Annotated in this window: 25 protein-coding genes and 1 pseudogene; 10 read left to right on the top strand and 16 right to left on the bottom strand. The window is 56.2% G+C overall.

Going from position 1 to position 24,026, the window contains the following annotated elements:
• Nucleotides 1-4: 4 nt before the first annotated feature.
• Nucleotides 5-961 (bottom strand): LacI family DNA-binding transcriptional regulator, encoded by a 957-nt coding sequence (locus RTX96_RS05225; RefSeq protein ID WP_103820542.1) that lies wholly within the window; start codon nt 959-961, stop codon nt 5-7.
• Between the two features lie 292 nt (nt 962-1,253).
• Between RTX96_RS05225 and RTX96_RS05220 the strand changes: the two genes are divergently transcribed.
• From RTX96_RS05220 to RTX96_RS05200, 5 genes are all read left to right on the top strand, one after another.
• Entirely contained in the window at nt 1,254-1,568 is a 315-nt protein-coding gene (locus RTX96_RS05220; protein WP_312670612.1) for a PTS sugar transporter subunit IIB, read from the top strand.
• A gap of 12 nt (nt 1,569-1,580) precedes the next feature.
• Nucleotides 1,581-2,906, top strand: coding sequence for a PTS sugar transporter subunit IIC (locus RTX96_RS05215; protein WP_103820543.1), 1,326 nt, complete (start codon nt 1,581-1,583; stop codon nt 2,904-2,906).
• 19 nt (nt 2,907-2,925) lie between these two features.
• The gene (locus RTX96_RS05210) at nt 2,926-4,317 is read left to right on the top strand and encodes a glycoside hydrolase family 1 protein (RefSeq protein WP_312670395.1); all 1,392 of its coding nucleotides are present in this window, start codon (nt 2,926-2,928) and stop codon (nt 4,315-4,317) included.
• Between the two features lies 1 nt (nt 4,318).
• Nucleotides 4,319-4,621 (top strand): PTS lactose/cellobiose transporter subunit IIA, encoded by a 303-nt coding sequence (locus tag RTX96_RS05205; protein WP_042393431.1) that lies wholly within the window; start codon nt 4,319-4,321, stop codon nt 4,619-4,621.
• 133 nt (nt 4,622-4,754) lie between these two features.
• A complete protein-coding gene (locus tag RTX96_RS05200; protein ID WP_312670394.1) occupies nt 4,755-6,134 on the top strand; it encodes a carbohydrate porin in 1,380 nt (459 codons plus the stop codon).
• 52 nt (nt 6,135-6,186) lie between these two features.
• Here the strand turns inward: RTX96_RS05200 and nepI are convergent, their stop codons facing one another.
• The 5 genes from nepI to rbsK all read right to left on the bottom strand — a co-directional run bounded on the left by nepI (nt 6,187) and on the right by rbsK (nt 11,396).
• On the bottom strand, nt 6,187-7,371 hold the full coding sequence (gene nepI, locus RTX96_RS05195; RefSeq protein WP_103820546.1) for a purine ribonucleoside efflux pump NepI: 1,185 nt from the start codon (nt 7,369-7,371) through the stop codon (nt 6,187-6,189).
• 210 nt (nt 7,372-7,581) lie between these two features.
• Nucleotides 7,582-8,034 carry a DUF1198 domain-containing protein gene (locus RTX96_RS05190; RefSeq protein WP_103820547.1) on the bottom strand — a complete coding sequence of 151 codons (453 nt, stop codon included), beginning with the start codon at nt 8,032-8,034 and terminating at the stop codon, nt 7,582-7,584.
• 65 nt (nt 8,035-8,099) lie between these two features.
• A complete protein-coding gene (locus tag RTX96_RS05185; protein WP_312670393.1) occupies nt 8,100-9,116 on the bottom strand; it encodes an aldose 1-epimerase family protein in 1,017 nt (338 codons plus the stop codon).
• An 11-nt stretch (nt 9,117-9,127) separates the two neighbouring features.
• On the bottom strand, nt 9,128-10,444 hold the full coding sequence (fucP, locus tag RTX96_RS05180; RefSeq protein WP_312670392.1) for an L-fucose:H+ symporter permease: 1,317 nt from the start codon (nt 10,442-10,444) through the stop codon (nt 9,128-9,130).
• Nucleotides 10,445-10,475: 31 nt separating this feature from the next.
• Nucleotides 10,476-11,396, bottom strand: coding sequence for a ribokinase (gene rbsK / locus RTX96_RS05175; RefSeq protein WP_103820550.1), 921 nt, complete (start codon nt 11,394-11,396; stop codon nt 10,476-10,478).
• Nucleotides 11,397-11,584: 188 nt separating this feature from the next.
• Between rbsK and RTX96_RS05170 the strand changes: the two genes are divergently transcribed.
• A complete protein-coding gene (locus RTX96_RS05170; protein WP_312670391.1) occupies nt 11,585-12,376 on the top strand; it encodes a DeoR family transcriptional regulator in 792 nt (263 codons plus the stop codon).
• 1 nt (nt 12,377) lies between these two features.
• Here RTX96_RS05170 and ilvN read toward each other — a convergent pair whose 3' ends face one another.
• The 3 genes from ilvN to ivbL form a co-directional block, all read right to left on the bottom strand.
• Entirely contained in the window at nt 12,378-12,668 is a 291-nt protein-coding gene (gene ilvN / locus RTX96_RS05165) for an acetolactate synthase small subunit (RefSeq protein WP_042393444.1), read from the bottom strand.
• A 3-nt stretch (nt 12,669-12,671) separates the two neighbouring features.
• A complete protein-coding gene (ilvB, locus tag RTX96_RS05160) occupies nt 12,672-14,360 on the bottom strand; it encodes an acetolactate synthase large subunit (protein WP_312670390.1) in 1,689 nt (562 codons plus the stop codon).
• Between the two features lie 100 nt (nt 14,361-14,460).
• Complete coding sequence (gene ivbL, locus RTX96_RS05155) at nt 14,461-14,559, bottom strand: ilvB operon leader peptide IvbL (RefSeq protein WP_103820553.1); 99 nt, start codon at nt 14,557-14,559, stop codon at nt 14,461-14,463.
• Nucleotides 14,560-15,101: 542 nt separating this feature from the next.
• Here ivbL and tisB point away from each other — a divergent pair.
• The 3 genes from tisB (at nt 15,102) to emrD (ending at nt 17,512) form a co-directional block, all read left to right on the top strand.
• Nucleotides 15,102-15,191, top strand: coding sequence for a type I toxin-antitoxin system toxin TisB (tisB, locus tag RTX96_RS05150; RefSeq protein ID WP_103820554.1), 90 nt, complete (start codon nt 15,102-15,104; stop codon nt 15,189-15,191).
• Nucleotides 15,192-15,318: 127 nt separating this feature from the next.
• The gene (locus RTX96_RS05145; RefSeq protein WP_312670389.1) at nt 15,319-16,152 is read left to right on the top strand and encodes an EamA family transporter; all 834 of its coding nucleotides are present in this window, start codon (nt 15,319-15,321) and stop codon (nt 16,150-16,152) included.
• Between the two features lie 175 nt (nt 16,153-16,327).
• Nucleotides 16,328-17,512 (top strand): multidrug efflux MFS transporter EmrD, encoded by a 1,185-nt coding sequence (emrD, locus tag RTX96_RS05140; RefSeq protein WP_312670388.1) that lies wholly within the window; start codon nt 16,328-16,330, stop codon nt 17,510-17,512.
• Here emrD and RTX96_RS05135 read toward each other — a convergent pair.
• The 5 genes from RTX96_RS05135 to RTX96_RS05115 all read right to left on the bottom strand — a co-directional run bounded on the left by RTX96_RS05135 (nt 17,415) and on the right by RTX96_RS05115 (nt 22,294).
• Nucleotides 17,415-18,500 (bottom strand): cellulase family glycosylhydrolase, encoded by a 1,086-nt coding sequence (locus RTX96_RS05135; RefSeq protein WP_312670387.1) that lies wholly within the window; start codon nt 18,498-18,500, stop codon nt 17,415-17,417. The two genes, emrD and RTX96_RS05135, sit on opposite strands and share 98 nt — an antisense overlap.
• A gap of 51 nt (nt 18,501-18,551) precedes the next feature.
• Entirely contained in the window at nt 18,552-18,923 is a 372-nt protein-coding gene (locus tag RTX96_RS05130; protein WP_312670386.1) for a DUF202 domain-containing protein, read from the bottom strand.
• Nucleotides 18,913-19,260: a YidH family protein gene (locus RTX96_RS05125; RefSeq protein WP_103820558.1), complete on the bottom strand. Its 348-nt coding sequence runs from the start codon at nt 19,258-19,260 to the stop codon at nt 18,913-18,915. The genes RTX96_RS05130 and RTX96_RS05125 overlap by 11 nt, the downstream gene beginning before the upstream one ends.
• 92 nt (nt 19,261-19,352) lie before the next feature.
• Entirely contained in the window at nt 19,353-20,675 is a 1,323-nt protein-coding gene (locus tag RTX96_RS05120; protein WP_103820559.1) for a 6-phospho-alpha-glucosidase, read from the bottom strand.
• Entirely contained in the window at nt 20,672-22,294 is a 1,623-nt protein-coding gene (locus tag RTX96_RS05115) for an alpha-glucoside-specific PTS transporter subunit IIBC (protein WP_103820560.1), read from the bottom strand. Before RTX96_RS05115 ends, RTX96_RS05120 begins: the two co-directional genes overlap by 4 nt.
• 222 nt (nt 22,295-22,516) lie before the next feature.
• Between RTX96_RS05115 and RTX96_RS05110 the strand changes: the two genes are divergently transcribed.
• On the top strand, nt 22,517-23,263 hold the full coding sequence (locus RTX96_RS05110) for a GntR family transcriptional regulator (RefSeq protein ID WP_103820561.1): 747 nt from the start codon (nt 22,517-22,519) through the stop codon (nt 23,261-23,263).
• Between the two features lie 12 nt (nt 23,264-23,275).
• Here the strand turns inward: RTX96_RS05110 and RTX96_RS05105 are convergent.
• Both RTX96_RS05105 and ibpB read right to left on the bottom strand, forming a co-directional pair.
• Nucleotides 23,276-23,374, bottom strand: a pseudogene (locus RTX96_RS05105) (hypothetical protein); the annotation flags it as partial.
• Nucleotides 23,375-23,530: 156 nt separating this feature from the next.
• Nucleotides 23,531-23,959: a small heat shock chaperone IbpB gene (gene ibpB, locus RTX96_RS05100; RefSeq protein ID WP_103820562.1), complete on the bottom strand. Its 429-nt coding sequence runs from the start codon at nt 23,957-23,959 to the stop codon at nt 23,531-23,533.
• Nucleotides 23,960-24,026: the final 67 nt, after the last annotated feature.

Here is a 24,026-nt window from a genome sequence, read left to right as displayed (position 1 = left end):
CGGATTAGCGCTGGCGTATATCCGGAATGATGAGATCCCCGCGCAGCACGCATGAACCCAGCACGTTCTGGGTTTTTTCGCTCAGCCAGCTAACGATGCGGGCCGCCATTGCGTCCATCGAGTATTCGATGGCCGGGATGGTGGGGATCCCCGGCAGGTGCACGGAGCCAGCAAGGCTGAAGACCATGATGTCCCCCGGTACCGATTTATTAAACGCCTGCAGTTGGGTAATCACCCGCTGCGCCTCCTGCTCATCGGCCACCAGCAGGGCATTAAAGTTCAGCGTGGTAGCGTTGTTGAGCAGCACCTGCAGGGCCACCGACGCCGAGGTCGCGTCCATAAACACCAGGTTACGGTTAAAGGGCAGGAAATTATTTTCCAGCGCATGTTTGTAGCCCAGCAGCACTCGCTCAGCGGAGCCGCTAACGTCCGGGTGGATAAGCGCTATCTGGCGACGCCCTTGGCTAATCAAATAGTTACAGGCCGTTTCCGCCGCGAAGGCGTGATCGAACTGAATACTGTTCGGCGTATCGGCTTCCGCGCAGTCCACCAGGATCACATCGTCATAGCCAAGGTTATTTAGCGGAAAACGCGCGCCGATAATCAGGACGTCATCGCAGAGACCACAGGTAAGTTCGTCGAGGGCGCTAATCACCTCTGACCGGCTATTGGCAAAGCGCAAAAGCAGGTGCTTCTGATGCTGGCTAAGATGCTTCTCCAGCGCGTAGAGGTAGCCGGTGGTCTGGTTGATATTGTCCTGGGCGCAGATGACGCCAATGCAGCCGGTGGTCTGGCTGAGCAGAGACTGGGCGATGACGTTGGGCCGGTAGTTCAGCTCTTCAACGGCTTTTAACACCGCCAGCCGACTGGCCTCTTTGACGCCGCGTGACCCACTCAACACCCGTGAGACGGTTGCTTTCGACACTCCCGCCAGACGTGATACATCGTTGATTGTAGACATCTTTTTCCCCTGTCAGGCCGCATGTGCAGCCCAAAAAACAAGCAAAGCATGGTGCATAATATCGCCAGCAGCAGTATAGCTGCATTCTATTTCGCATGGAAACCGATTTTCCGTTCTGCCCTCATTGCTGGTAGTGAGCCATAAAAAGCTGTGATGTAAATCCAGGAAAATTACCTTATAGCCTATGGATTTTGATGAGTATCACACTTCGAAGTCTAACAGATGGAAACCGGTTTCCATCTGTTATCCAATCATCATTGTAATAACTTTTAACATTTAGAGGATGGGGATGATGATTAAGATCATGCTGTGCTGCTCCGCGGGGATGTCCACTAGCCTGTTGGTCAGAAAAATGGTCGAAGCGGCCGATGAAAGAGGTTTACCGGTAGAGATCGATGCGTACGGCGTAGCGGAGTTTGACACCCAGTTTCCACGCTATCAGGTGGTGCTGCTGGGGCCGCAGGTGAAATACATGCTCAATACGCTGTCAGAAAAGGCTGTCGCTCACGGCATTCCCGTTCAGCCCATTAATCCAATGGACTACGGTATGCAGCGCGGCGATAAGGTGCTGGACTTTGCTCTGTCGCTCATCGAAGCGGCACACTAAAAGGGTGTTCCTATGAGTTCGTTATATCAATCTATGGTTGCCGTTATTGAGCAGTCCATTACGCCGCTGGCGGGACGGCTGGGGCAACAGAAGTATGTCATTGCCATCCGCGATGGCTTTACCGCTGCGCTGCCGTTTATGATCATCGGCTCCTTTATGCTGGTGTTTATCTTCCCGCCGTTCTCCGCCGACACGACCAACAGTTTCGCGCGCGGCTGGCTCGACTTCTCCCAGACCTATCGCGAACAGCTGATGCTCCCGTTTAACCTAAGCATGGGCGTGATGACCTTTTTTATCTCGGTCGGGATCGGCGCCAGCCTCGGACGGCAGTTTAATCTCGATCCGGTGATGTCCGGACTGCTGGCGTTTATGGCCTTCCTGCTGGTGGCTGCGCCCTATGCCGACGGCAAAATCTCCACCCAGTACCTGTCGGGCCAGGGGATCTTTACCGCGCTGATCACCGCGATCTACTCCACCCGCGTCTATGCGTGGCTGAAGCAGAACAACATCACCATTCGCCTGCCAAAAGAGGTACCCACCGGCGTGGCGCGCTCCTTTGAGATCCTTATTCCGGTAGTGGTGATTATCGGCACGCTGCATCCGCTGAACCTGTTTATCGAGGCGCAAACCGGCATGATCCTGCCTCAGGCAATTATGCACCTGCTGGAGCCGCTGGTCTCGGCGTCGGATTCGCTGCCTGCCATCCTGCTCTCCGTCCTGCTGTGCCAGATCTTCTGGTTTGCTGGCATCCACGGGTCGCTGATCGTTACCGGCATTATGAACCCCTTCTGGATGGCGAACCTCTCCGCTAACCAGGCCGCGCTGGCGGCGGGCACGGTGCTACCGCACATCTATCTGCAGGGCTTCTGGGATCACTATCTGCTGATTGGCGGCGTCGGCTCTACTCTGCCGCTAGCCTTCCTGCTGCTGCGTAGCCGCGCTACCCATCTGCGGACTATCGGCAAAATGGGCATCGTCCCGAGCTTCTTTAATATCAACGAGCCGATTCTGTTCGGTGCGCCGATCATCATGAACCCGATGCTGTTTATCCCCTTCGTCTTCGTCCCGATGGTGAATGCCTGCCTCGCCTATGCCGCCACGAAGCTGGGCTGGCTGGCACAGGTCGTTTCGCTGACGCCGTGGACAACGCCAGCGCCTATCGGGGCATCCTGGGCCGCTAACTGGGCGCTGAGTCCGGTCATCATGTGCGGGATCTGTATGGTGCTGTCCGCCCTCATGTACCTGCCGTTCCTGCGGGCCTACGAGCGCTCGCTGATGAAAACCGAAGAACAAAAAGCGCAGGACGTGACGCCGCTGGCCGGAACCGTTCGCCAGTAATCAACGGGAGAGACAAGAGATGAAATACGCATTTCCAGAGCATTTCTGGTGGGGCAGCGCCAGCTCCGCGCTGCAAACCGAAGGGCAGAGCCAGCAGGGTGGCAAAAGCGCCACCACGTGGGACCATTGGTATGCGAGCCAGCCGTACCGTTTTCACCAGCAGGTCGGCCCGCAGGACACCTCAACGTTTTACCAGAACTGGCGACAGGATATTGCCATGCTCAAGCAGCTCAACCACAACAGCTTTCGGACCTCGCTGAGCTGGTCGCGGCTGATCCCGGGCGGCGTGGGCGAGGTCAATCCTGAGGCGGTGGCGTTCTATAACAGCGTTATTGATGAGCTGCTGGCCCAGGGGATCACACCGTTTATCACCCTGTTCCACTTTGATATGCCGATGGTGATGCAGGAGAGAGGCGGCTGGGAGAACCGCGAGGTGGTAGAGGCCTTTAGCCGCTACGCGAAGATCTGTTTCGACCTGTTTGGCGACCGGGTACTACACTGGTTTACCTTCAACGAGCCGATTGTGCCGGTGGAAGGTGGCTACCTGTATGACTTCCACTACCCCAACGTGGTGGATTTTAAACGCGCGGCGACGGTGGCCTACCATACCGTGCTGGCGCACGCCTCGGCGGTGCGAGCTTACCGTGCCGGGCACTATGCCGGCGAGATCGGCATCGTCCTCAACCTGACGCCGTCCTATCCACGCTCAAACAACCCGGCGGACCTGACTGCCGCGCACCATGCCGATCTGCTGTTTAACCGCAGCTTCCTCGACCCGGTGCTGCTTGGCGAGTATCCGGCAGATTTAGTCGCGCTGCTGAAAGAGTACGATCAGCTGCCTGCCTGCCTCCCGGAGGATAGCGCTCTGATTGCCGATGGCAAAATCGACCTGCTGGGGATCAACTACTACCAGCCAAGACGCGTGAAGTGCCGCGACAGCGCGGTTAACCCGGCCTCGCCGTTTATGCCGGAGTGGCTGTTTGATTATTACGAGATGCCGGGCCGGAAAATGAACCCCTATCGTGGATGGGAAATATACGAACCGGGTATTTACGACATCCTCACTAATTTACGCGTTAATTACGGCAACCCGCGCTGCTTTATTTCAGAGAACGGCATGGGCGTCGAAAACGAGCAGCGTTTTATTGAGAATGGCCAAATTAACGATCAATACCGCATTGAGTTTGTGTCCGGTCACCTGAAGTGGCTGCATAAGGGTATTCAGGAGGGCTGTCACTGCCTCGGTTACCATATGTGGACGTTTATTGATAACTGGTCGTGGTGTAACGGCTATAAAAACCGCTACGGTTTTGTGCAGCTCGATTTAGCCACCCAGACGCGAACCATTAAACGCAGCGGAGAGTGGTTTGCCGCTGCCGCTGCCAATAACGGATTTAACGAGGAGCAATAAGATGATTGAACTGGAAGAGGCCGTCATGGAGATTATCGTCAACGCCGGCCAGTCGCGCAGCCTCTGCTTTGAGGCGCTGCACGCCGCGCGCGAGGGCAACTTTGACGAAGCAAATAGCCTGCTGCGTGAGGCGGACGGCTACGCCCGCCAGGCGCACCATATGCAGACCAAGCTGATCGAGCAGGACGCCGGGGAAGCCCGCCAGCCGATGACCTTAATTATGGTTCACGCCCAGGATCATTTAATGACCTCGCTGCTGGCTCGTGAACTGTCGGAAGAGATTATTCGTCTTTATCAACGTTAATTAATTATGGAGAAATAGTCAGTCAGTTTTTAAGTAATCTGTACCTCACAATTAATGGTGATAGCGCAACTATTCCGCATCAAGCGGCGGGATAGTTATTGTCTAAAAATAATATATTAGATTGAGACAAAAAATGAATATCAATAAAAAACTTCCAGTCGCGCTGGCGGTGATGGCTGCCCTTTGCTCTGGTTCAGTCAGCGCCCAGGAGTTTACTCAGGAACAGATCGACGCGATTGTGGCAAAAGCAGTGGATAAAGCTCTCGCGGAGCGGCAAAAAAAAATGGATGCGGCGATCGATAAGAAAGCCGATGTCATTACCGAGCCGCAAACCGCGGCCCAATCGCCAGATATGGCCATTCCCTTTGGCGTGAAGTTTACCGGCTATGCCCGCTACGGGGCACAGTTCCAGGGCGGCGATCAGAAGTTCGTTGGCGTTGACGGATCCTATAACGGCTCCTCCGCCATTGGCCGTCTGGGCAACGAGGGCAACGGCGGTGAATTCCAGCTCTCGAAAGCGTTTAAAGGCGATAACGGCGCTATCTGGGACATCAACGTGATGTTCGATCACTGGGGCGACGAGGTGAACCTGAAAAAAGCCTACGCCGGGGTGACCAATATTCTGGCATCCAACCCCAACGCCTACCTGTGGGCAGGCCGTGACTTCCACCAGCGTCCGCAGCAGGGTATCAACGACTACTTCTGGATGAACCACGACGGCCAGGGCGCAGGGGTGAAGAACTTCGACATCGGCGGCGTGCAGTTTGACGTCGCGGCGGTGGCAGCGGTGGAGTCCTGTAGTCCGGAAGTAATGAACGATGAGGGCAACCCGTCGCGTATCACCTGTACCGGCGGCTCCGGCACCGGTGATAAAGGCAACTACGCTATTACCTCCAAAGTGCACGGCATGAAGGTCGGCCCGCTGGATCTCGAGCTGTATGCCAACTACGGCTTTGACTCGAAGGCGGTAGATACCGACGAGCGTAAAAACGCCTGGCAGGGCGGCGTGGTGCTGAGCCACACTGGTGAGAAAGGGGTGAATAAGGTTATTGCCCGCTACTCAGACAACTCAGACAACAGCGTCTACAACAAAACTGACGATCTGACGACGATCTATGCCAGCTTCGAGGGGAACTATAAGTTTACCCAGCAGGCGCAGATCGAGTACCTGCTCGCCTTCCACGACTACGATAACGATGCCAATAGCGTGGATAACCGCCGCAACTACGGCGCAATCGTGCGTCCGATGTACTGGTGGAATGACGTGCACTCTACGTGGCTGGAAGCGGGCTATCAGCGGGTCGATTTCGACCAGGGCGGGGATAACCACGGCTGGAAGCTGACGCTGTCGCAGAACATCTCCATTGCGATGGGGCCAGAGTTCCGCCCGATGCTGCGCTTCTATGTCACCGGTGGCCAGGTGGATAACGATCGCACCGCGCGAGTAAACGGTACGGAAGAGAGCAATCTGGATTCGTTCAACGTCGGTGCGATGTGGGAAGCGTGGTTCTGATGTAGTTCGCGCGTTATGCCCGGCGGCGCAGCGCCAGCCGGGCAGAGAGCAATTACCCTTTCACGCGTACTTTCGCAGCCACTAGCAGCGCCGTCAGCAGCATCAGGCTGCCGGAGAGCACCAGCGGAGAGAGCAGGCCGAGGTTATCGAGTGCGTAGCCACCGACCGCCGCACCGCAGGTATTGGCAAGCTGGATCACCGCAACCTGGATCGATCCAGCCTTTTCCGCCTGATCCGCCAGCGAGCGGGTGATCCACGTCGACCAGCCCACCGGCACCAGCGCAAAGCCTAATCCCCACACCACCGTAACCGCAGAGGCGACAGTTTTATCGCTTCCCCAGAGGATCAGCGTCAGGGCGCTAAGGGCCAGCACCAGCGGCGCGGCGGTCAGCGCCGTTTTCAGCGATTTTTTCAGGAACGCGGACGACATCGAGGTGCCGATAAAGCTGGCGATACCGAAGCTGAGCAGCACCAGCGTCAGGCCGTCAACGTCAAAGCCTGCCATGCTCATATAAATAGGGCGAATATAGGTGAAGAAAGCGAACTGGCCGGCAAAGGCCATAAAGATGGCGATCATCCCCGCCAGCACGCCTGGGCGCTTGAGGATGCCAAACATATGTTCCTTGTGCTGCATCGGCTCGCCTGGCAGGGAAGGCAGCGCTTTCCAGACCCACAGCGTACAGACGATCCCCATCACCGCCGCCGCGTTAAAGACGTTTCGCCAGCCAATAATACCGCCAAGGAAACTGCCCAGCGGAGCGGCGATCACCAGCGCAATCGACACCGCGCCAAAAATCACCGACAGCGCCTTGGGTACCACACGCATCGGGACCAGGCGCATGGTGAGCGAGGCGGACATCGCCCAGAAGCCGCCGAGAGCCAGGCCTAAGCAAGCGCGCCCGATGAGCAGCAGGGTGAAGCTGTTGGCAAACGACACCAGCAGGCAGGAGAGGGTCAACAGCACCGAGAAGATCAGCACCACATAGCGGCGATCGGTGGTGCGAATGGTCTGGGTGATAAACAGGCTGGCGAACATGGCAATAAAGGCGGTCATAGTGACCGACTGCCCGGCGGTGCCCTCAGAGATACCTAAGTCTTGTGCCATAGGCGTCAGCAGGCTGACCGGCAGAAACTCTACGGTGATAAGGCAGGCCACGCAAAAGGCGACGGCGAAGACGGCTGACCAGTTTGGCCGAGCCAGTTCCGGGTGGGGTTTTCCCTGTAAATGCTCACTCATTTTGCCTCCAGGCAACGTCACATTGCGGTAAAGTCGCGCAGTGTAACATTCTGAGTGTGACGCATTTAACGTTTTAGCAACTATTCAACTAATGAGCGCGGGATATATTGTAGGCCGGATAAGCGTAGCGCCATCCGGCGTTAATGCGGTTCGCCCGGCGGCGCGGCGCTTGCCGGGCCTACGGGACGTTCGGTGCACTGAATCAGCGGTTTAATGCAGCCAGTGGACGCCCTCTTCGGGCATAAAGAAGGCGTTGTAGCGCATCTGGAAGTTGTTGATCTCCGCCATATCCGGCTCCAGCTCACGCAGGAAACCCAGCGCCAGACGCACCTGGGCATCGGTCAGTGGTGCGGCAAGGCGGGCCTTTTGCAGCGTACGGTGCCAGTAGTGGAGGTTCTGCTCGCTGCTATCGACAATGCACGCCTGCCAGATCAGCAGCGTCTGGGCGGCATTCTGGAGATGCGCCTCGTCCGGACGGGAGAGATACTGGATGTACTCCGCCCCCGCCGCTTTACCCAGCTGATCGATCATCGATTCAACCGGCATCGGCGTGGTGCCCAGCCGCTCGCTCAGACGGCGTACCGCCCGCCGGGAGTCGGAGGTTAAGACTCTGAAACCTACTACAAAAACAATAACCAGCGTCGCCAGCGTTAACCAAATCATGAAAGCTCCTGCCCTGTACCGGAATGCTTATCATAAAGGTAAACGCGGCGACGCATACAGTCTCTTTAGTGCGCTATCCCTGTCGTCACCTTAAAGCTACGGCTCTCCTGCGGGGCTAGCGTCAGCAGGCTGCCGTTGGCCTGTGCCGCCAGGAACCCTTCCGGACGGCAGGTGGCTGGCAGGGCGAATGCCGCCACCTGCTGATCGCCGTTGTACAAAATCCAGCGCGTCGCATAGTTGAACTCGGCGCTGGAGAACCGGGTCACGAAGGTCGTGCCGTCCGGGCCCGTCATTTGAAACTCCGGCGTCGCGGTGTAGCGATCCAGCCTGTCGGCAAAAAAGACAATCTCGGGATCGTAATATTCCGGTTCGCTCAGCGTCTTCAGCGTGGTCTCACCCTGCTGGATGCGCTGGTTGAACGCCAGCCACTGCTCGGTAGGTTTCACATGTGCCGGAATCGACTCCCGCAGCGCCAGCGCCTCGTCCGGCAGGTTCTGGCTGAAGGTCGCCTCGGGCACATAGGCGTAGTTCATATGGCACATGTACTGAAGCGGCATCGCTACCGAGGCCAGGTTGGTGACCGTCATATCAATGTCGAACAGCGCACTGGCTTTACGCAGCGTGACCGCAGGCTGCGCCAGATAGTGGTGGCCGAAGCCCATCACATACTCGTAGCGGCCCCCTACGCGCAGCGTGTCGCCGTCGATCTCCAGCCAGGCCTCGTCCATCGCCGCGCAGGCCATCTTTCCGTGCAGCGCATGGCTGTCCTCCGGGGAGGGGCAGCCGTTTGCCAGCAGGCCCGAGTGGAAGGCGAAGCAGCCGTAGGTTTCGACGATCTCTTTGGCCGGCTTCGGCTGGCTGAACATGTTGCGCATGGTCAGCTCGTGGCCGTCAAACTCCGCGTCCCAGATCATCTGCCCCAGCCAGGGTAAGATCACCAGGTGACCGCGAGCGTTTGCCACCCTCAGCCCCTCAACCCCGCTTGGGTAGCGGAAGGCGCTGACCGTAAAATCACCGTTCTCCAGTAGCGTACGCGGCTGCGCGGTAAAAAGCTCACGCCACAGTGGCAAACAGGTTTTCATAGCGATTCTCCTCAGGAAGCGGTGGCTGCGGTAAGTTCGCGACGCACTTTACTTTCACGCCAGAAGTAGACGCCGACGTAGACGAAGCAGAGCATAGAGACGATGAACGAGAGCTGTAACGAGTGGAACATGTCCGCTACGTAGCCCTGCACCGCGGGTACGACCGCCGCGCCGACAATCGCCATAACGATCACCGCCCCCGCCATCTCGGTATGCTCGTTGTCCACCGTATCCAGCGTACCGGCGTAGATAGTGGCCCAGCATGGTCCAAACAGAATGCTCACCAGCACCGCCACGTAAACCGCGCTAAAGCTGGGAGCCAGCGCCACGTAGGCCAGAAACAGTGCGCCGATAACAGAGTAGAGGATCAGCACCTTCTCTGGGTTGAAGCGCGTCATCAAAATGTTGGCCATGAACTTGCCGATAAAGAAGCAGGCAAAGCTGTAGACCATAAAGTTAGAGGCATCCCGCTCGTTGATATCTCCCAGCTCCAGCGCCAGGCGGATGGTGAACGACCAGACCGCAACCTGCATACCCACATAGAGGAACTGCGCCAGAATACCGCGGCGGAAGCGGGCATTGCTCGCCAGATAGCGTAGCGTATCCATCGCCGACGGGCGCTTACGGTTTGCCGTTTGCGCCACTTTACAGGTCGGGAAGCGGGTTAACATAAACAGCACCATCACCACGACCAGTACCATGATCATGTACTTATACGGCTCAAGCGTGTTCTCCAGCATCAGCACCTTGAAGTTGTGGATCTGCTCCGGCGTCATGCCCGCCATCTGCTTTTCAAGACTATCGCCTTCGGAGAAGACCAGGTACTTGCCGAGCAGAATGCCCGCCGCCGCCCCAATCGGATAGAAAGTCTGGCTAATATTGAGGCGCAGCGTAGCGTGGGATTTTGGCCCCAGCATGGAGCTGTAGGTGTTGGCGGCGGTCTCAAGGAAGCTTAAGCCGATAGCAATCGCAAAAATCGCAGCGAGGAACATGGTGTAGGTTGCCATGTGCGACGCCGGGAAAAAGAGCGTACAGCCGACAATGTAGAGCGTCAGGCCAATTAAAATCGCAATCTTATAGCTGCTCTTTTTAATAACCAACGATGCCGGAATAGCAATTAAGAAATAGCCGCCGTAAAACGCACTCTGCACTAAAGCAGAGGCGAAGTTACTCAGTGAAAATACGCTCTTAAACTGCGTAATTAAAATATCATTTAACGCTGCGGCGCAGCCCCATAATGGGAACAGGCACGATAACAAAATAAACTGGAACAGAGGTGTCTTATTCAGATACCCATCAGGCATCTGAACGATGTTTTTATCGTTCATAGTGCTACCTTTTACAGTGCAGGGGTTTTTATTATTCGTTTATCGCCAGAAACTCATTGAACTGCTCAATGCTGGGATAGGACGACTGGGTGCCTTTGCCCGTTACGCTGAAGGCCGCGAAACGCGAGGCTTTTTTCATGGCGGTTTCTACATCACCACTCTGGACGTAGTAGTGCGCAAAGCAGCCAATAAAGGCATCGCCCGCGCCGCTGGTGTCGACGGCATTCACTTTAATCGCCGGGACATGCACTTCCGTATCACGCGTCATCCACAGCGCGCCCTTCTCGCCCATCGTGACGATAATGTTGTTCAGCCCTTTATCGGTCAGGCTACGAGCGGCACGACGAATATTGTCGTAGCTGTCGACCGGCATGCCGGTGAGAATTTCCAGTTCGGTTTCATTCGGTACGAAGAAATCACATTTGCAGGCGTAGGACATATCCAGCTCGCGCAGTGCCGGCGCCGGATTTAACAGCACCTCAATGCCGTGCTTTCTACCAAATTCAATGGCGTGATAAACCGTCTCCAGCTGCACTTCGAGCTGTAAAACGATGAGCTTACATTTCTTCAGATCTTCAGCGGCGCGATCGATATCCTCCGGCGAGAGGAATTTGTTCGCGCCTTTAATAATCAGAATGCTGTTGCTGGAGTTGGGATTAACAAAAATAGGCGCGACGCCGCTGCTGGTGCACGGCACTTTCTCTACGTAAGTGGTATTGATGCCCCATGACTCGAGGTTACGGATGGTGTTGTCGGCAAAGATATCATCGCCCACTTTGGTCAGCATCAGCACTTTGGAGTTGAGCTTCGCTGCGGCAACGGCCTGGTTGGCACCTTTACCGCCGCAGCCAATCTTGAACGCCGGAGCTTCAAGGGTTTCACCCTCTTTCGGCATCTGGTTGGTGTAGGTGATTAAATCCACCATGTTGGAGCCGATGACTGCGATATCCATTTTCCTACCTCTCAGAAACAAACGCTTAACAATGATATTATCGTAACATTATCATGTTATTTTAGTATCATTTGTGACTTCGCTCGCGATTACAGCAACATTTGATGCCGCAGCGTTCCCGCTCTGGATGGAAAATGTTACTTTAGGAACATAAGAAGATGATTAGGCTGGTAAAGCGGAGAGAGAGAATGGAAACCAAGCAGAAAGAGCGTATTCGTCGCCTGACGGAGCTGCTCAAAAAGACCGACCGTATCCATCTGAAAGATGCGGCGCGGATGCTGGAGGTTTCCGTGATGACCATTCGTCGCGACTTTAGCCAGGAGGATGAGCCGCTGCCGCTGGCGCTGCTCGGGGGCTATATCGTGATGGTTAACAAGCCCGCCGCGCCGACCACCAGCCAGCCTGCCGCCGCTGCCACGCGCCGCCATCACCGGGATGATACGCCCATTGCGATCCTTGCCGCAGGGCTGGTGAGCGAAAACGATCTGGTGTTTTTCGACAACGGCCCGGAGATGCCGCTGGTAATCGACATGATCCCCGATGAGATTACCTTCACCGGGATTTGCTATTCACATCAGGTGTTTATGGCGTTGAATGCCAAACCTAACGCCACCGCCATGCTCTGCGGCGGCACCTACCGCGCAAAGAGCGACGCCTTTTACGACCCCAACAACCCGTCGATTCTCGATTCGCTCAATCCGCGTAAGGTGTTTATCTCCGCCAGCGGGGTTCACGAACACTATGGGGTGACCTGGTTCAACCTCGACGATTTGCCGGTGAAACGCAAAGCGATGGAGCACGGCATCCGCAAGATCTTGCTGGCGCGTTATGCGCTCTTTGATGAAGTGGCTCCTGCCAGCATCGCCCCGCTCGCGCAGTTTGACGTGCTGATCAGCAACCGTCCGCTACCGGCAGAGTATGCTCTCCACTGCCGGAACGGCTCGGTCAAGGCGATTACCCCTGACTCTGAGAACGAGTAACCTATTCGAAAAACACGGCGATTTTGTTGAACATGGTGGGATCGGACTGGTTCCGCACCACTTTTACTACATCTTCCAGCTTGTCTATTTGGCTCATCATCTGCTCCAGTCGCTGATCGTCCGCCACTAGCAGCCAGATGCGGCTCTGCTCCCCGCCTGGTAGCGGCAGGCAGAGAATACCCTCTACGTTAAAGGCGCGCCGGGCAAAGAGGCCGCAGACGTGGGTCATCACCCCAGGGTGGTTGCGGACGGTGAGCTCCAGGATAACGTTGTCATGTGTTGATTGTGGCATGGCTTATTCCCCCACCATTTCAGTATTGGCCGCGCCCGGCGGAACCATTGGATAGACTTTCTGCTCGGCATCGGTACGAACGTGGATCAGCGCCGGGCCTGGACGGGAGATGATCTCCTGCAGGGCTGCATGCGGATCGGCCGCGGCGTTTAAATCGCAGGTGTGCAGGCCAAACCCGGCGGCGATTTGCATAAAGTTGATCGTTCCTGGATAGGTGGCGGCAAACACGCCCTGCTTGTAGAACAGGCTCTGCTGCTGATGCACCAACCCCAGCGCCTCGTTATTCATCAGGATAATTTTGATGTCGAGCTGATTTTCAGCGGCGGTCGCCATCTCCTGAATGTTCATCATCAGGCTGCCGTCGCCGGAGAAGCACAGTACCTTGCGATCGGGATTGGCCAGCGCTGCGCCAATGGCTGCCGGCAGGCCGAAGCCCATCGTCCCCAATCCGCCGGAGGTGAGCCACTGGCGCGGGCGATTGAGCGGGTAGGCCTGAGCGGTCCACATCTGGTGCTGCCCGACGTCAGTAGTAATAATCGCGCTGTCATCAACGCAGGCCGCGACGGCGTTAATTAACCCATAGTGGCTCAGCGGATCGTCCGCACCCGGCATGTTAGCCGGAAACTCCTGCTGCAGCTGCGCCACGGTATCGCGCCAGGCGTCGCGCGTGTCCTCTGCAATCTGCGGGATCAGCTGGTCCAGCACTTCGCCGACGTCGCCCTGAATAGCGCAGTGTGGCTGCTTGATTTTACCCAGCTCGGCGCGGTCGATATCCACATGGATAATTTTGGCGTTCGGGCAGAAGGTTTCGGTTTTGCCAATCGCCCGGTCATCAAAACGCGCCCCCAGCACCACCAGCAGATCGGCTTCGTGCAGGATAAAGTTGGTGCTGCGCGCGCCATGCATCCCCAGCATACCCAGCGACAGCGGATGCTGTTTCGGCAGCATACCGAGAGCCATCAGCGTCATGGTAGTAGGCAGGCTCGCTTTCTCCGCCAAGGTCCGTACCTGCTCCGGCGCGTTAATCACCCCGCCCCCCAGGTAGAGTACCGGGCGCTGGGCCTGGTTAATCATTGCCGCCGCCTCTTGTACGCTCTCGATGCTGAATGCCGGGGCTGGCGCGGTATTACCCGGCTCCGGCAGGGCATCCAGTTCAATCTCAGCGGTCTGAACATCCTTAGGAATATCTATCCACACCGGGCCGGGACGGCCGGACTGGGCAATGCGGAACGCGTCGCTGATGACCTGCGGCAGCTCGCGGATGTCGCGCACCAGATAGTTGTGCTTAGTGATGGGGATAGAGATGCCGTAGGTGTCCACTTCCTGGAATGCGTCGGTACCGATCATCGACGAGGGAACCTGGCCCGTGATACAGACCAGCGGAATGGAGTCGAGGCGCGCGTCGGCGATGGCGGTCACCAGGTTGGTCGCTCCCGGCCCGCTACAGGCCATACAGACGGCGGGTTTCCCTTGGGTGCGCGCCATGCCCTGGGCGATAAAGCCCGCGCCCTGCTCGTGACGAGCCAGTACGTGACGGATCTGCGTGCTTTGACTCAGGGCGTCATACAGCGGCAGCACCGTACCGCCCGGGATCCCGGTGACGATGGTGATGCCCTGGCGCTCCAGTAAATGAACGATTAACTGTGCGCCAGTAAAGCGCCTTGCCTGCGATGTGGTGCCCAAACTTGCCATGCTCCAGTCCTTTAATTCTGGGCCGACTTTCCGGGCGGTCTAAACGAAAAACCCCGCCCGGTTTGCGCCGGCGGGGTTTTGGAATCGTGTGTTCCGGACCCTACGGCGCTATGCCGACGACCACCACCACACGCACGACGACGACCGCGGCAGATGGCGCGGTGCGTAGTAGAGTCGATGTCAGCATGGTTGGGTGCATTAGGGGCCTGTTTTGTGGTGTTGTGTATTTATTAGCTGAATTTATACAAACACAGCTGATGCGGCATGACAATCGTTTTATCGCAACGGCGATGAAATTGCGTCAACGATCACGTTTTGCTGCAAAACAAAAAACCCTGCCGAAGCAGGGTTTTTTACGCAGCGGTTGCGGTTGGTAGCCGCGGAACACACTGTGTTATGTCAACGTCCAAAGTATATCCAGGAACGTCGTCAGGCGCAATTTTGGCCAGTATGAGTATGGATCACGCTTCGCATTTTTGCCACAAATTACTGTTAATATATACAGTACTTATTTATACTCATTTTGCATTCGCAGTGTCAGGCAGGGGCCGCATGGTTTCCCGGCGCAAAACTAAGTCCTGGCTGAAACGGGTGGTGCCGTCAGTGCCTTAACCCCTGAGAGCACACTGTGTTATGTCAACCACACACATTTCGTACCTGAAGCGTGTGTGAAAAATGGCTGGCAACAGGCGGCGGATAGGTACGCCAGCCAGTCGTGCTCCTTTGCCAAAGGAGACGCGTATGGGCGGAGTGGATATCGCTATTCTTATCCTGAAACTCATTGTTGCACTGCTGCAACTGCTTGATGCAGTCCTGAAGTACCTGAAGTAGTTCAGGTTCAAGCCGCACCAAAGGGGGACGGGAAACCGTCCCCCTTTAATAATGAGTAAAAAGAGAGTGCTAGAGGCATTCAAGCATGAGTGTTACAGTTGTATGACAATTCACCACCCGATTCGCTATGACGCTCTCTGTATTCTGTACTCTACTGTTTGCCGCCCTGCTGCATGCCAGCTGGAACGCCATCGTAAAAGCCGGAACGGATAAACTCTATACCGCCATCAGCGTTAGCGGCTCCGCCACGCTTATCGCGCTGATCTTACTCCCTTTCTCACCGCAGCCCGCTGCCGCCAGCTGGCCTTTTTTAGCGATCTCCTGCGCGCTGCAGGTGGTTTACACGGTGCTGGTGGCAAAAACGTATCACGTCTCCGATATGAGCCAGACCTATCCCCTGATGCGCGGCACCGCCCCGCTGCTGGTCGCGCTGATTAGCGTCCTGGCGTTAGGAGATACGCTTTCGTGGCTCGCCTGGTCTGGGATCGGCGTTATCTGCCTGTCGATACTGGCGATGGCGCTGAATGGCCGGATGCAGTCACGCAAGGGAGTCTGGCTGGCGCTGCTGAACGCCTGTTTTATCGCCGGATATACGCTGGTGGACGGTACCGGCGTGCGTCTGTCTGACACCGCGCTGGGCTATACGCTGTGGACCTTCTTTATGAACGGTTTCTGCCTGCTCTGTTGGGCAATGGTGGCGCGCCGTCGCGAAGCGTCCAGCTATCTGCGCCTGCACTGGAAAAAGGGGCTGTTTGGCGGCGCGGGAACGATGGGATCTTACGGTCTGGCACTGTGGGCGATGACCCAGGCTCCTCTGGCCGTGGTCGCGGCCCTGCGCGAAACGTCGATACTCTTTGGTGCGCTTATCGCCTTTGTGCTTTTAAAAGAGAAGGTTGCTGGCGTGCGCATCGCCGCTGCGCTGGGCATTGCCGGTGGGGCTATTCTGCTACGCCTGGCGTAAAACCCAGGCAATATTAGTTGCCAATATTGTTCACAAATCCTGCCTTCTCGCTTGTGCTCATTCATCCCTCTGATACTTAACTTATCGCCTCACTGTGGTAGATTTCTCGCGCATTTATGGGCATGCGCAGTCACTTATTCTCTATTTCTCTCATTTGGCAAAAGTATTCAGCGACATGAAAAGACAAAGGAACGTTAACTTATTGTTGATGCTGGTGTTACTGGTGGCGGTCGGTCAGATGGCGCAAACTATCTATATTCCGGCCATTGCCGACATGGCAAAGGAGTTTCACGTTCGCGAAGGTGCGGTACAGAGCGTGATGGCAGCCTATCTGCTGACCTATGGCTTCTCCCAGCTCTTCTATGGCCCCTTATCCGATCGCGTGGGGCGTCGCCCGGTCATTTTAGTCGGCATGAGCATTTTCATGATGGCGACAGGGGTTGCTCTCTCTACCCATAGCCTGACCGTATTAATAGCTGCCAGCGCGTTGCAGGGTGTCGGCACCGGCGTCGGCGGCGTAATGGCACGAACCTTACCACGCGATCTGTATGAAGGCACCCAGCTTCGTCATGCTAATAGCCTGTTAAATATGGGGATCCTGGTGAGCCCGCTGCTGGCCCCGCTGATTGGCGGCCTGCTGAACACCCTGTGGTCATGGCGCGCCTGTTTCGCCTTCCTGCTGGTACTCTGCGTGCTGGTTACCTTCAGCATGGCGCGCTGGATGCCAGAGACCCGACCAGCGAGCGCACCGCGCACGAAACTGCTCACCAGCTACAAAGTACTTTTCGGCAGCGGATCATTTAACTGCTACTTGCTGATGCTGATCGGTGGCCTGGCGGGTATCGCCGTGTTTGAAGCCTGCTCCGGCGTGCTGCTGGGCGCAGGACTGGGTCTGAGCAGCATGGTGGTAAGCATTCTGTTTATTCTGCCGATCCCGGCGGCCTTCTTCGGTGCATGGTTTGCCGGACGCCCGGCCAGGCGTTTCTCCACGCTGATGTGGCAGTCGGTGATGTGCTGTCTGCTGGCAGGCCTGATGATGTGGATCCCAGGCCTGCTTGGTGTGATGAGCGTCTGGACCCTGCTGATCCCGGCGGCACTGTTCTTTTTCGGCGCGGGAATGCTTTTCCCGCTCGCTACCAGCGGAGCGATGGAGCCGTTCCCGTTCCTTGCCGGTACGGCGGGCGCGCTGGTGGGTGGTTTACAGAATATCGGCTCTGGCGCGCTGGCATGGCTCTCGGCCATGATGCCGCAAACCGGCCAGGCTAGCCTGGGTTTATTGATGACCCTGATGGGGCTACTGATTTTACTGTGCTGGCTGCCGCTGGCGTTGCGCGCGCCGCATCACGAACAGCCTGTTTAACATTATGATGGCCCGGCTTCTCGCCGGGCTTTTCACATACGGGGGCAATCATTATCTTCAGCAGCGGTTCGGCAACGGGACGCCACGCCCCCTCCTCTCCATCGTAAAACTGCGTATCGGCATTGATGGCATAAGGAATTTTTGCCTGTTGCAGTTCACAGGCCATAAAGGTAGCGAAGGCCATTTGCGACGAGGAGGGAGTAAAATGGCTGGATTCCCCGACGCCCCAGCCGCCTACCCAGCTAACGTGTCCCGTTTTTTGCTGCCAGCGCAGCGCGACGTTGATGCGATTATGAATAGCCGCTTTCTCCGCCGCCGTCCCTGATGTCCACGGATATCTCCCGTTATTTTTTTGCGGTCCCCACGGGAAAATATGCCACTCCGCCAGCAGGTAATTTTGACTGTGTGCAGGCAGCTTCAGGTTGGCAAGGTCCTCCGGTGCGGCACGCAGGCGCGGCGCGATAAAGATCATGCGCTGGGCATCAATATCATGAATGGCTTTAATGGCTTTTTCGTAGACGCGGTTGAGCGAGGCGAGATTATGGTTCAGCTTATCTGCGGGTTCATAAATGAGATCGAAGCCTAACTGCGGCGAGCTGTTACCAAAGTAGTGCGCAACGGCGATCCACCAGTTCACCACCTCTTTTTCATTGTCGGCTTTTGGATCGTTTTTATACTCGTCGGCCTGCCAGGCGATAATCGGGATCACGCCGTACTGCTCGCAGGCCTGCACCAGCTTACGCAGGTGAATAAGTCGCGCCTCGGTCGGTTCGCCTGCAACTCGAATACGCACATGCCCTATCCCCTGCGCGGCGAAATCCCGCACCACTAACGGATCGAACTCGCGGATGCCGCGCTCAGTGCGCGCCCAGTCAACGTCCATCCCGACGCCGAGCTGGGCCGCATAGCGTGCGGCCGTCAGCGGCGGCTCAGCATAAACGGCAGAGGTAGCAAGCAGTAACGCAGCAGCAATTGGAAGCTTATACACGGGTAGCCTGAAAAGATGAGTTAACGCACCGCTATTTTTTAGCACGCTTTTTTAACTGGCGTGTAGCGCAGCGAGAAGAAAAAGTGCGATCTGCTGGAAATGGGTGGCGGCAAACAGCAGCGCCAGCGAGAGCACCCCTAGCGCAACCAGAAGCTTGTCCCGCACCGCTGACGGGCGCAGAAAGTCGCTGCGGTTGACGTCCATCAGGTTACGCTTCAGGGTGTAGCGCCAGAGGATCAGCGCCACCACCGCCAGCAGGGCAATCGCTACCCAGAAAGCCGATCCCGCCTGCTGCCCGTTGTGCTTTACCGCCAGCATCAGCAACGCGCCGTAGCCCAGCAGGGTACGTAGCCACGCAAGCGACGTGCGTTCGGGCTGCAGGCCGGGATCCCGCTCGCGGCGGGCTTTGCGGCTATCCGGCATAGAGGACTAACGCCATCACCACCGCGGCAACGACGAGCAGCAGTAGGCTGATAACCAGCAGGCTATAGGTATAGGGCAGATCCTGCTTCAGGCGCATCGCCTTCTCATTGCGCAGCCAGCGCAGGTAGCCAAAGATCGCCAGCCCGCCGGAGGTGAGGCAAAGCAGCAGCGCCAGTAGCTCACGAATAAGCGGCGTCGCGAAATCCGGTGCAAGCTGATCGAGCCCCACTCCCGCCGCCAGAAAGCCCAGCGCGGTGCGGATCCAGGCGAGGAAGGTGCGCTCGTTTGCCAGAGAGAAGCGGTAGTCCGGCGCTTCACCGAGGCGAGAAATTTTCATGCGGATTCCTTGTCGTGCTACAGGCAGGCTTCAGCATAGCGTAAAACAACAAGGACAAGGAGACCGGCATCGGATGATGCCGGTCGGGAAGATTAATGCAGTTCTGGCCAGTACTCTTTGTTGGCTTCGATCAGGTCATCCAAAATAGCTTTGGCAACTGATGCGCTTGGCACCGTTTTGGAAAGTGTGATCGCCTGCCAGAGTTTCTGGTAAGAGCGCTGCTCCCAAGCATCGACAACCAGTTTTTCGACCGCCACCTGCTGGCTCATCAGTCCTTTCTGGAAGTGAGGGATGTCACCCACGTTTAATGGCTCCGGTCCGTTATGGCCCACCAGGCATGGGATCTCAACCATCGCGTCGGCATCAAAGTTATGGATAGCACCGTTGTTTGGCACAATCAGCAACATGCGTTCTTGAGTATTGAAGGCAATCGCGGTAGCCAGATCGACGATGTAGGATGCATGTTCGTCAATTTCAAGTTCACCAGCGGAAGATTTACCCGCTTCGATAATCGCCTGACAGGACGTAAACACATGCTTCTCGCGGTGATCCATCACTTCGTTGGCGCGGGTACGCTCCGGGTTCGAGTGTGCCACCACATAGTCCGGGAAAAAGTAATATTTCAGGTAAGTATTCGGCATTGTGTCCGGATCAAGCGCCTGCACATCTTTCGCCTTGGCGAATGTGTCGTTCCAGCTTGCTTCGGTATATGCTCCTTCTGAAGGCGGCACATAGCCGTTTTTGGCGACGTACTCGCGAAGTTTGGGCATCAAATCGTTTCCGTTCAGATCTTCAATCGATGTCCACCAACCGAAGTGGTTCAGACCGTAGTAGCGCACGCGCATCTCTTTGCGGTCTTTAAGGCCGACAATCTTTGCCATACGTCCTTCAATACCGATCGGCATATCACAGATATTGAGGATTTTGGCGTTCGGCCGCAGGCGGCGGGTCGCTTCCGCGACAATCGCTGCCGGATTGGAGTAGTTAAGCATCCACGCATTAGGGGAGTACTGCTCCATATAATCTACCAGCTCCAGCACACCGCCAATAGAGCGCATGCCGTAAGAGATCCCGCCCGGACCGCAGGTTTCCTGGCCCAGCACGCCATGACGCAGCGGAATTTTTTCATCTTTTTCGCGCATCGGATATTTGCCCACGCGAATATGTGCCATCACGAAATCCACATCGGTAAAGGCCGCTTTCGGATCGGTAGTGTAGCTAAACTCGACATCCGGAGCTTGCTCCTTGAGGATGATTTTGCAGGCCTCGGCAATGATCTCCTGACGTGCGCCATCGTTGTCATAGAACTTCAGAGCGCGCAGCGGGAAACGGTCACGGTTGGCTAATAACATCAGGACGATACCTGGGGTGAAGGTACTGCCGCCGCCTGCAATGACAACTGAGAATTTTTTCATGATATAGCCTCTGTCAGGGTAGTTTTTTCGTTCGTTAAAGGGGTTTTCATTAGGGATTCAAGCTGGTCGCGCACCTGAGGGACATGCAGACCAACAATTACCTGTATGCCGTTGCCGCGTCGTACCACCCCGTGTGCGCCCAGGGCTTTAAAGACGTCGTCGCTTTGGGTATGCGCCATGTCCACAAGGGCAATGCGTAAGCGGGTAGCGCAGTTGTTAATGCTTTCGATATTGGCAGCCCCACCGAGCGCCTGTAAGAATCCGGCGGCCTGCCCGGCCTGCTGACTGGCTGCAGCTGGCGCGGTGGTTTGGCCACGTGCGGCTTTGTAGTCTGCCTTGCTATAGAGTTTTAGTTCGCTCTCTTCACGGCCTGGCGTTTTCAGGTTCAGGCGTTCAATCAAAGTCTTGAAGATCACGAAGTAGAGGCTGGTAAAGCAGACACCAATACCGATCTGGGTGAATATCATCGAGGCGTGGTTATGGAACATCGGGATCCAGTTTTGCGGCAAAAATTGGTCTAACAATCCGCCGCCCATATTTCCCACCACACCGAAGATGTACATCATTGTCGCCATAGTCGCCGCCAGCACAGCATGCACGGCAAACAGCAGCGGCGAGATGAATAGAAAGGTGAACTCCAGCGGCTCGGTGATGCCTACCAGTACGGCGGTGAGCGTAGCCGGGATCAGCAGGCCCGCCACCTTGACGCGGTTTTCCGGGGACGCGGTGTACCACAGCGCCAGCGCAATCCCGACTGAGCCAAACACTTTAGAGTTACCGTGCAGGGCAAAACCGCCTTCCGGGAACAGGGTTTTTAGCGGCTCGCTGCTCTGGCTAAATTCCTGCAGGTGCTGCGCCCAATACATCTGAATGCCACCTTCTACCGCCGCCGGGCCGAAGATGAACGGACCATAAACAAAGTGGTGTAGCCCGGTAGGGATCAGAATGCGCTCCAGGAAGGTATACACCCATACTCCCAGCGCCCCGGCGGTGCGTAAAAAGGCCTGCAGAGACTCAATGCCCATCTGCACTTTTGGCCAGCCCAGCAGCGTTAACCAGGCGCAGGGGATCATCACAAAGAACGCGAGGATAACAACAAACGAGGTGCCCTGGAAAATACCCAGGAAGACCGGCAGCGGCTTGTCAAAATAGCGGTTATGGATGGCGGTGACGATCCCCGAAATGACAATCGCCCCAATAATGCTGGTATCAAGCGTTTTAATACCGGCTATCATTGCCAGCCCGCTTCCGGCAGTAGGTTCAGCAGAGAAGTCGACGCCAAAAAAATGACCCCAGGTCATCCCCATCGCGTTAATAAAATAGTTCCAGGTCAGGAAGCTAATCAGCACCGCCAGGCAGGCGCGGCCTTGAGCCTGCTTCGCCAGGCCAATCGGTAAGCCCACGGCAAAAATCAGCGGCATATTGCGGAACACGGCCCAACCGCCCTCTTCAATAATGTGAATAATTTGCGCGAACAGATTATCGGGAGCAGTTAAGACTTCGCCCACGAAAAGGGGATTACGAAGCATGATAGCGATTCCCACCACGATCCCGGCAAACGGAAACAGTAATACCGGGGTAAACATGGCACCGCCAAAACGTTGTATTTGACTGAGCATTTTTAAATCCTCATGAAACAACCTGTAGGGGATAGAGGCCTTTATGATTTTTTACTGGCCTGAAGTGAGCATAAGAACTTACTGGTTCGCTAACATGGCATACCGCTGCGATTCGTGATCCCATTCATGGTTTTAATTTGACCAATCAGGTCTACTTTTCATTGTAAATATGGACATGTGAAGACGTTATCCACGCCTTTGTAAGCGCATAGAGGTCTATCAGTGATCTACAAATCTATTGCCGATAGATTGCGGCTACGGCTGAATTCATCGGACTACAATATCGGCAGCATGCTACCCGGAGAGAAAGCCCTGGCGCAGGAGTTTGGGGTGGCGCGAATGACCATCCGTAAGGCGCTGAGCCTGCTGGTGAGTTGGGGACTGGTTGAGCGTCGTCACGGCAGTGGAACATTTGTATCACGCAAAGATGTCCACCATGAAACGACTAATCTCACCGGACTGATGGAGGTGCTACGCCAGCAGGGAAAGGAGGTGCAAAGCAAGGTACTACTGTTTGAAGTGATGCCCGCTCCTCCCGCCATTGCCAGCCAACTGCGGATCCAAGTGGATGAGCGGATCTACTTTTCGCGCCGGGTGCGTTATGTGGATGGAAAACCGCTAATGTTGGAGGACAGCTTTATGCCCGTAAAACTGTTTCGCAACCTTTCGCTGGCCCATCTTGAGGGGTCAAAGTTTGATTACATTGAGAAGGAGTGCGGGATCACCATCAGCGGCAATTATGAAAGCCTGACGCCGGTGTTGGCGGATAAACAGCTGGCAAGTTATATGAAACTACCGGAACAGACGCCGCTGCTGCGGATCACTTCCCTTTCTTACAGCGACAGTGGCGAGTTCCTGAATTATTCTGTGATGTTCCGTAATACCAGTGATTACCAAGTGGACTACCATCTACGACGCATCCACCCAGAAGAATTAGTAGTTTATCCCCCAGAACAGTGCCGTGAGTAGAGAGTGAGATGTTGGCCTAACCTGAATACCAACCGTATACACAAAGACGATCAGGCCAAACGCCTGGATGAACTGCAGCATGTCAGCGCTGAGCACCAGCCCAAGCTTGTCAAAGGTGGATGCGATTGCATAGGCGATGGCGCAAAAAAGCCCTGCCGGGGCAGGGCGTTGTACGGTCCATTAGTGGTATTGGATAGGGGCTGTGTCTTACCTGACCTACAAGTCATGTAGGCTCGAGCAAGCGCAGCGCCGCCGGACACACAGCCATCAACTATTCAGCGCCGGGCGCTCGCTAATAGCGATGCGCTGGGGAGCAATCGCTTCCGGCACGTTGCGGCTGATGTCGATATGCAGCAGCCCATTATTGAAAGTGGCACCGGAGACCTCCATATGGTCCGCCAGAGTAAAGCTCAGGCTGAACGGCTGGATCACCAGCCCCTGATGCAGCCACTTCGGCTCGTTGGCCGGTTTTTCCGGCGTGCCTTTGACGCTGAGGCGCGTGCCTTCCAGCTGGATCTCCAGATCGTCCTGACGGAAACCAGCCAGCGCAAGGGTAATGCGATAGTGGTTATCGTCGCTCTTCTCGATGTTATAGGGCGGGAAGGTCTGGCCTTCGCTGGCGTTTTGCAGGGCGTTGGCCAGTTTGTCAAAACCGATCCATTGACGCAGCAGCGGGGATAAATCGTAGTTACGCATGGTGTTTCTCCTTCTTTGAAGCAAGAAATGTTCTACGCATCGTGTGACGCGCATCTGCCCCCTGACG

The sequence above is a fragment of the Pseudescherichia sp. genome, from assembly GCF_032052675.1.
In the GTDB taxonomy this organism is placed as follows: Bacteria; Pseudomonadota; Gammaproteobacteria; order Enterobacterales; family Enterobacteriaceae; genus Pseudescherichia.
This window is presented reverse-complemented; position numbering and strand designations above follow the sequence as displayed.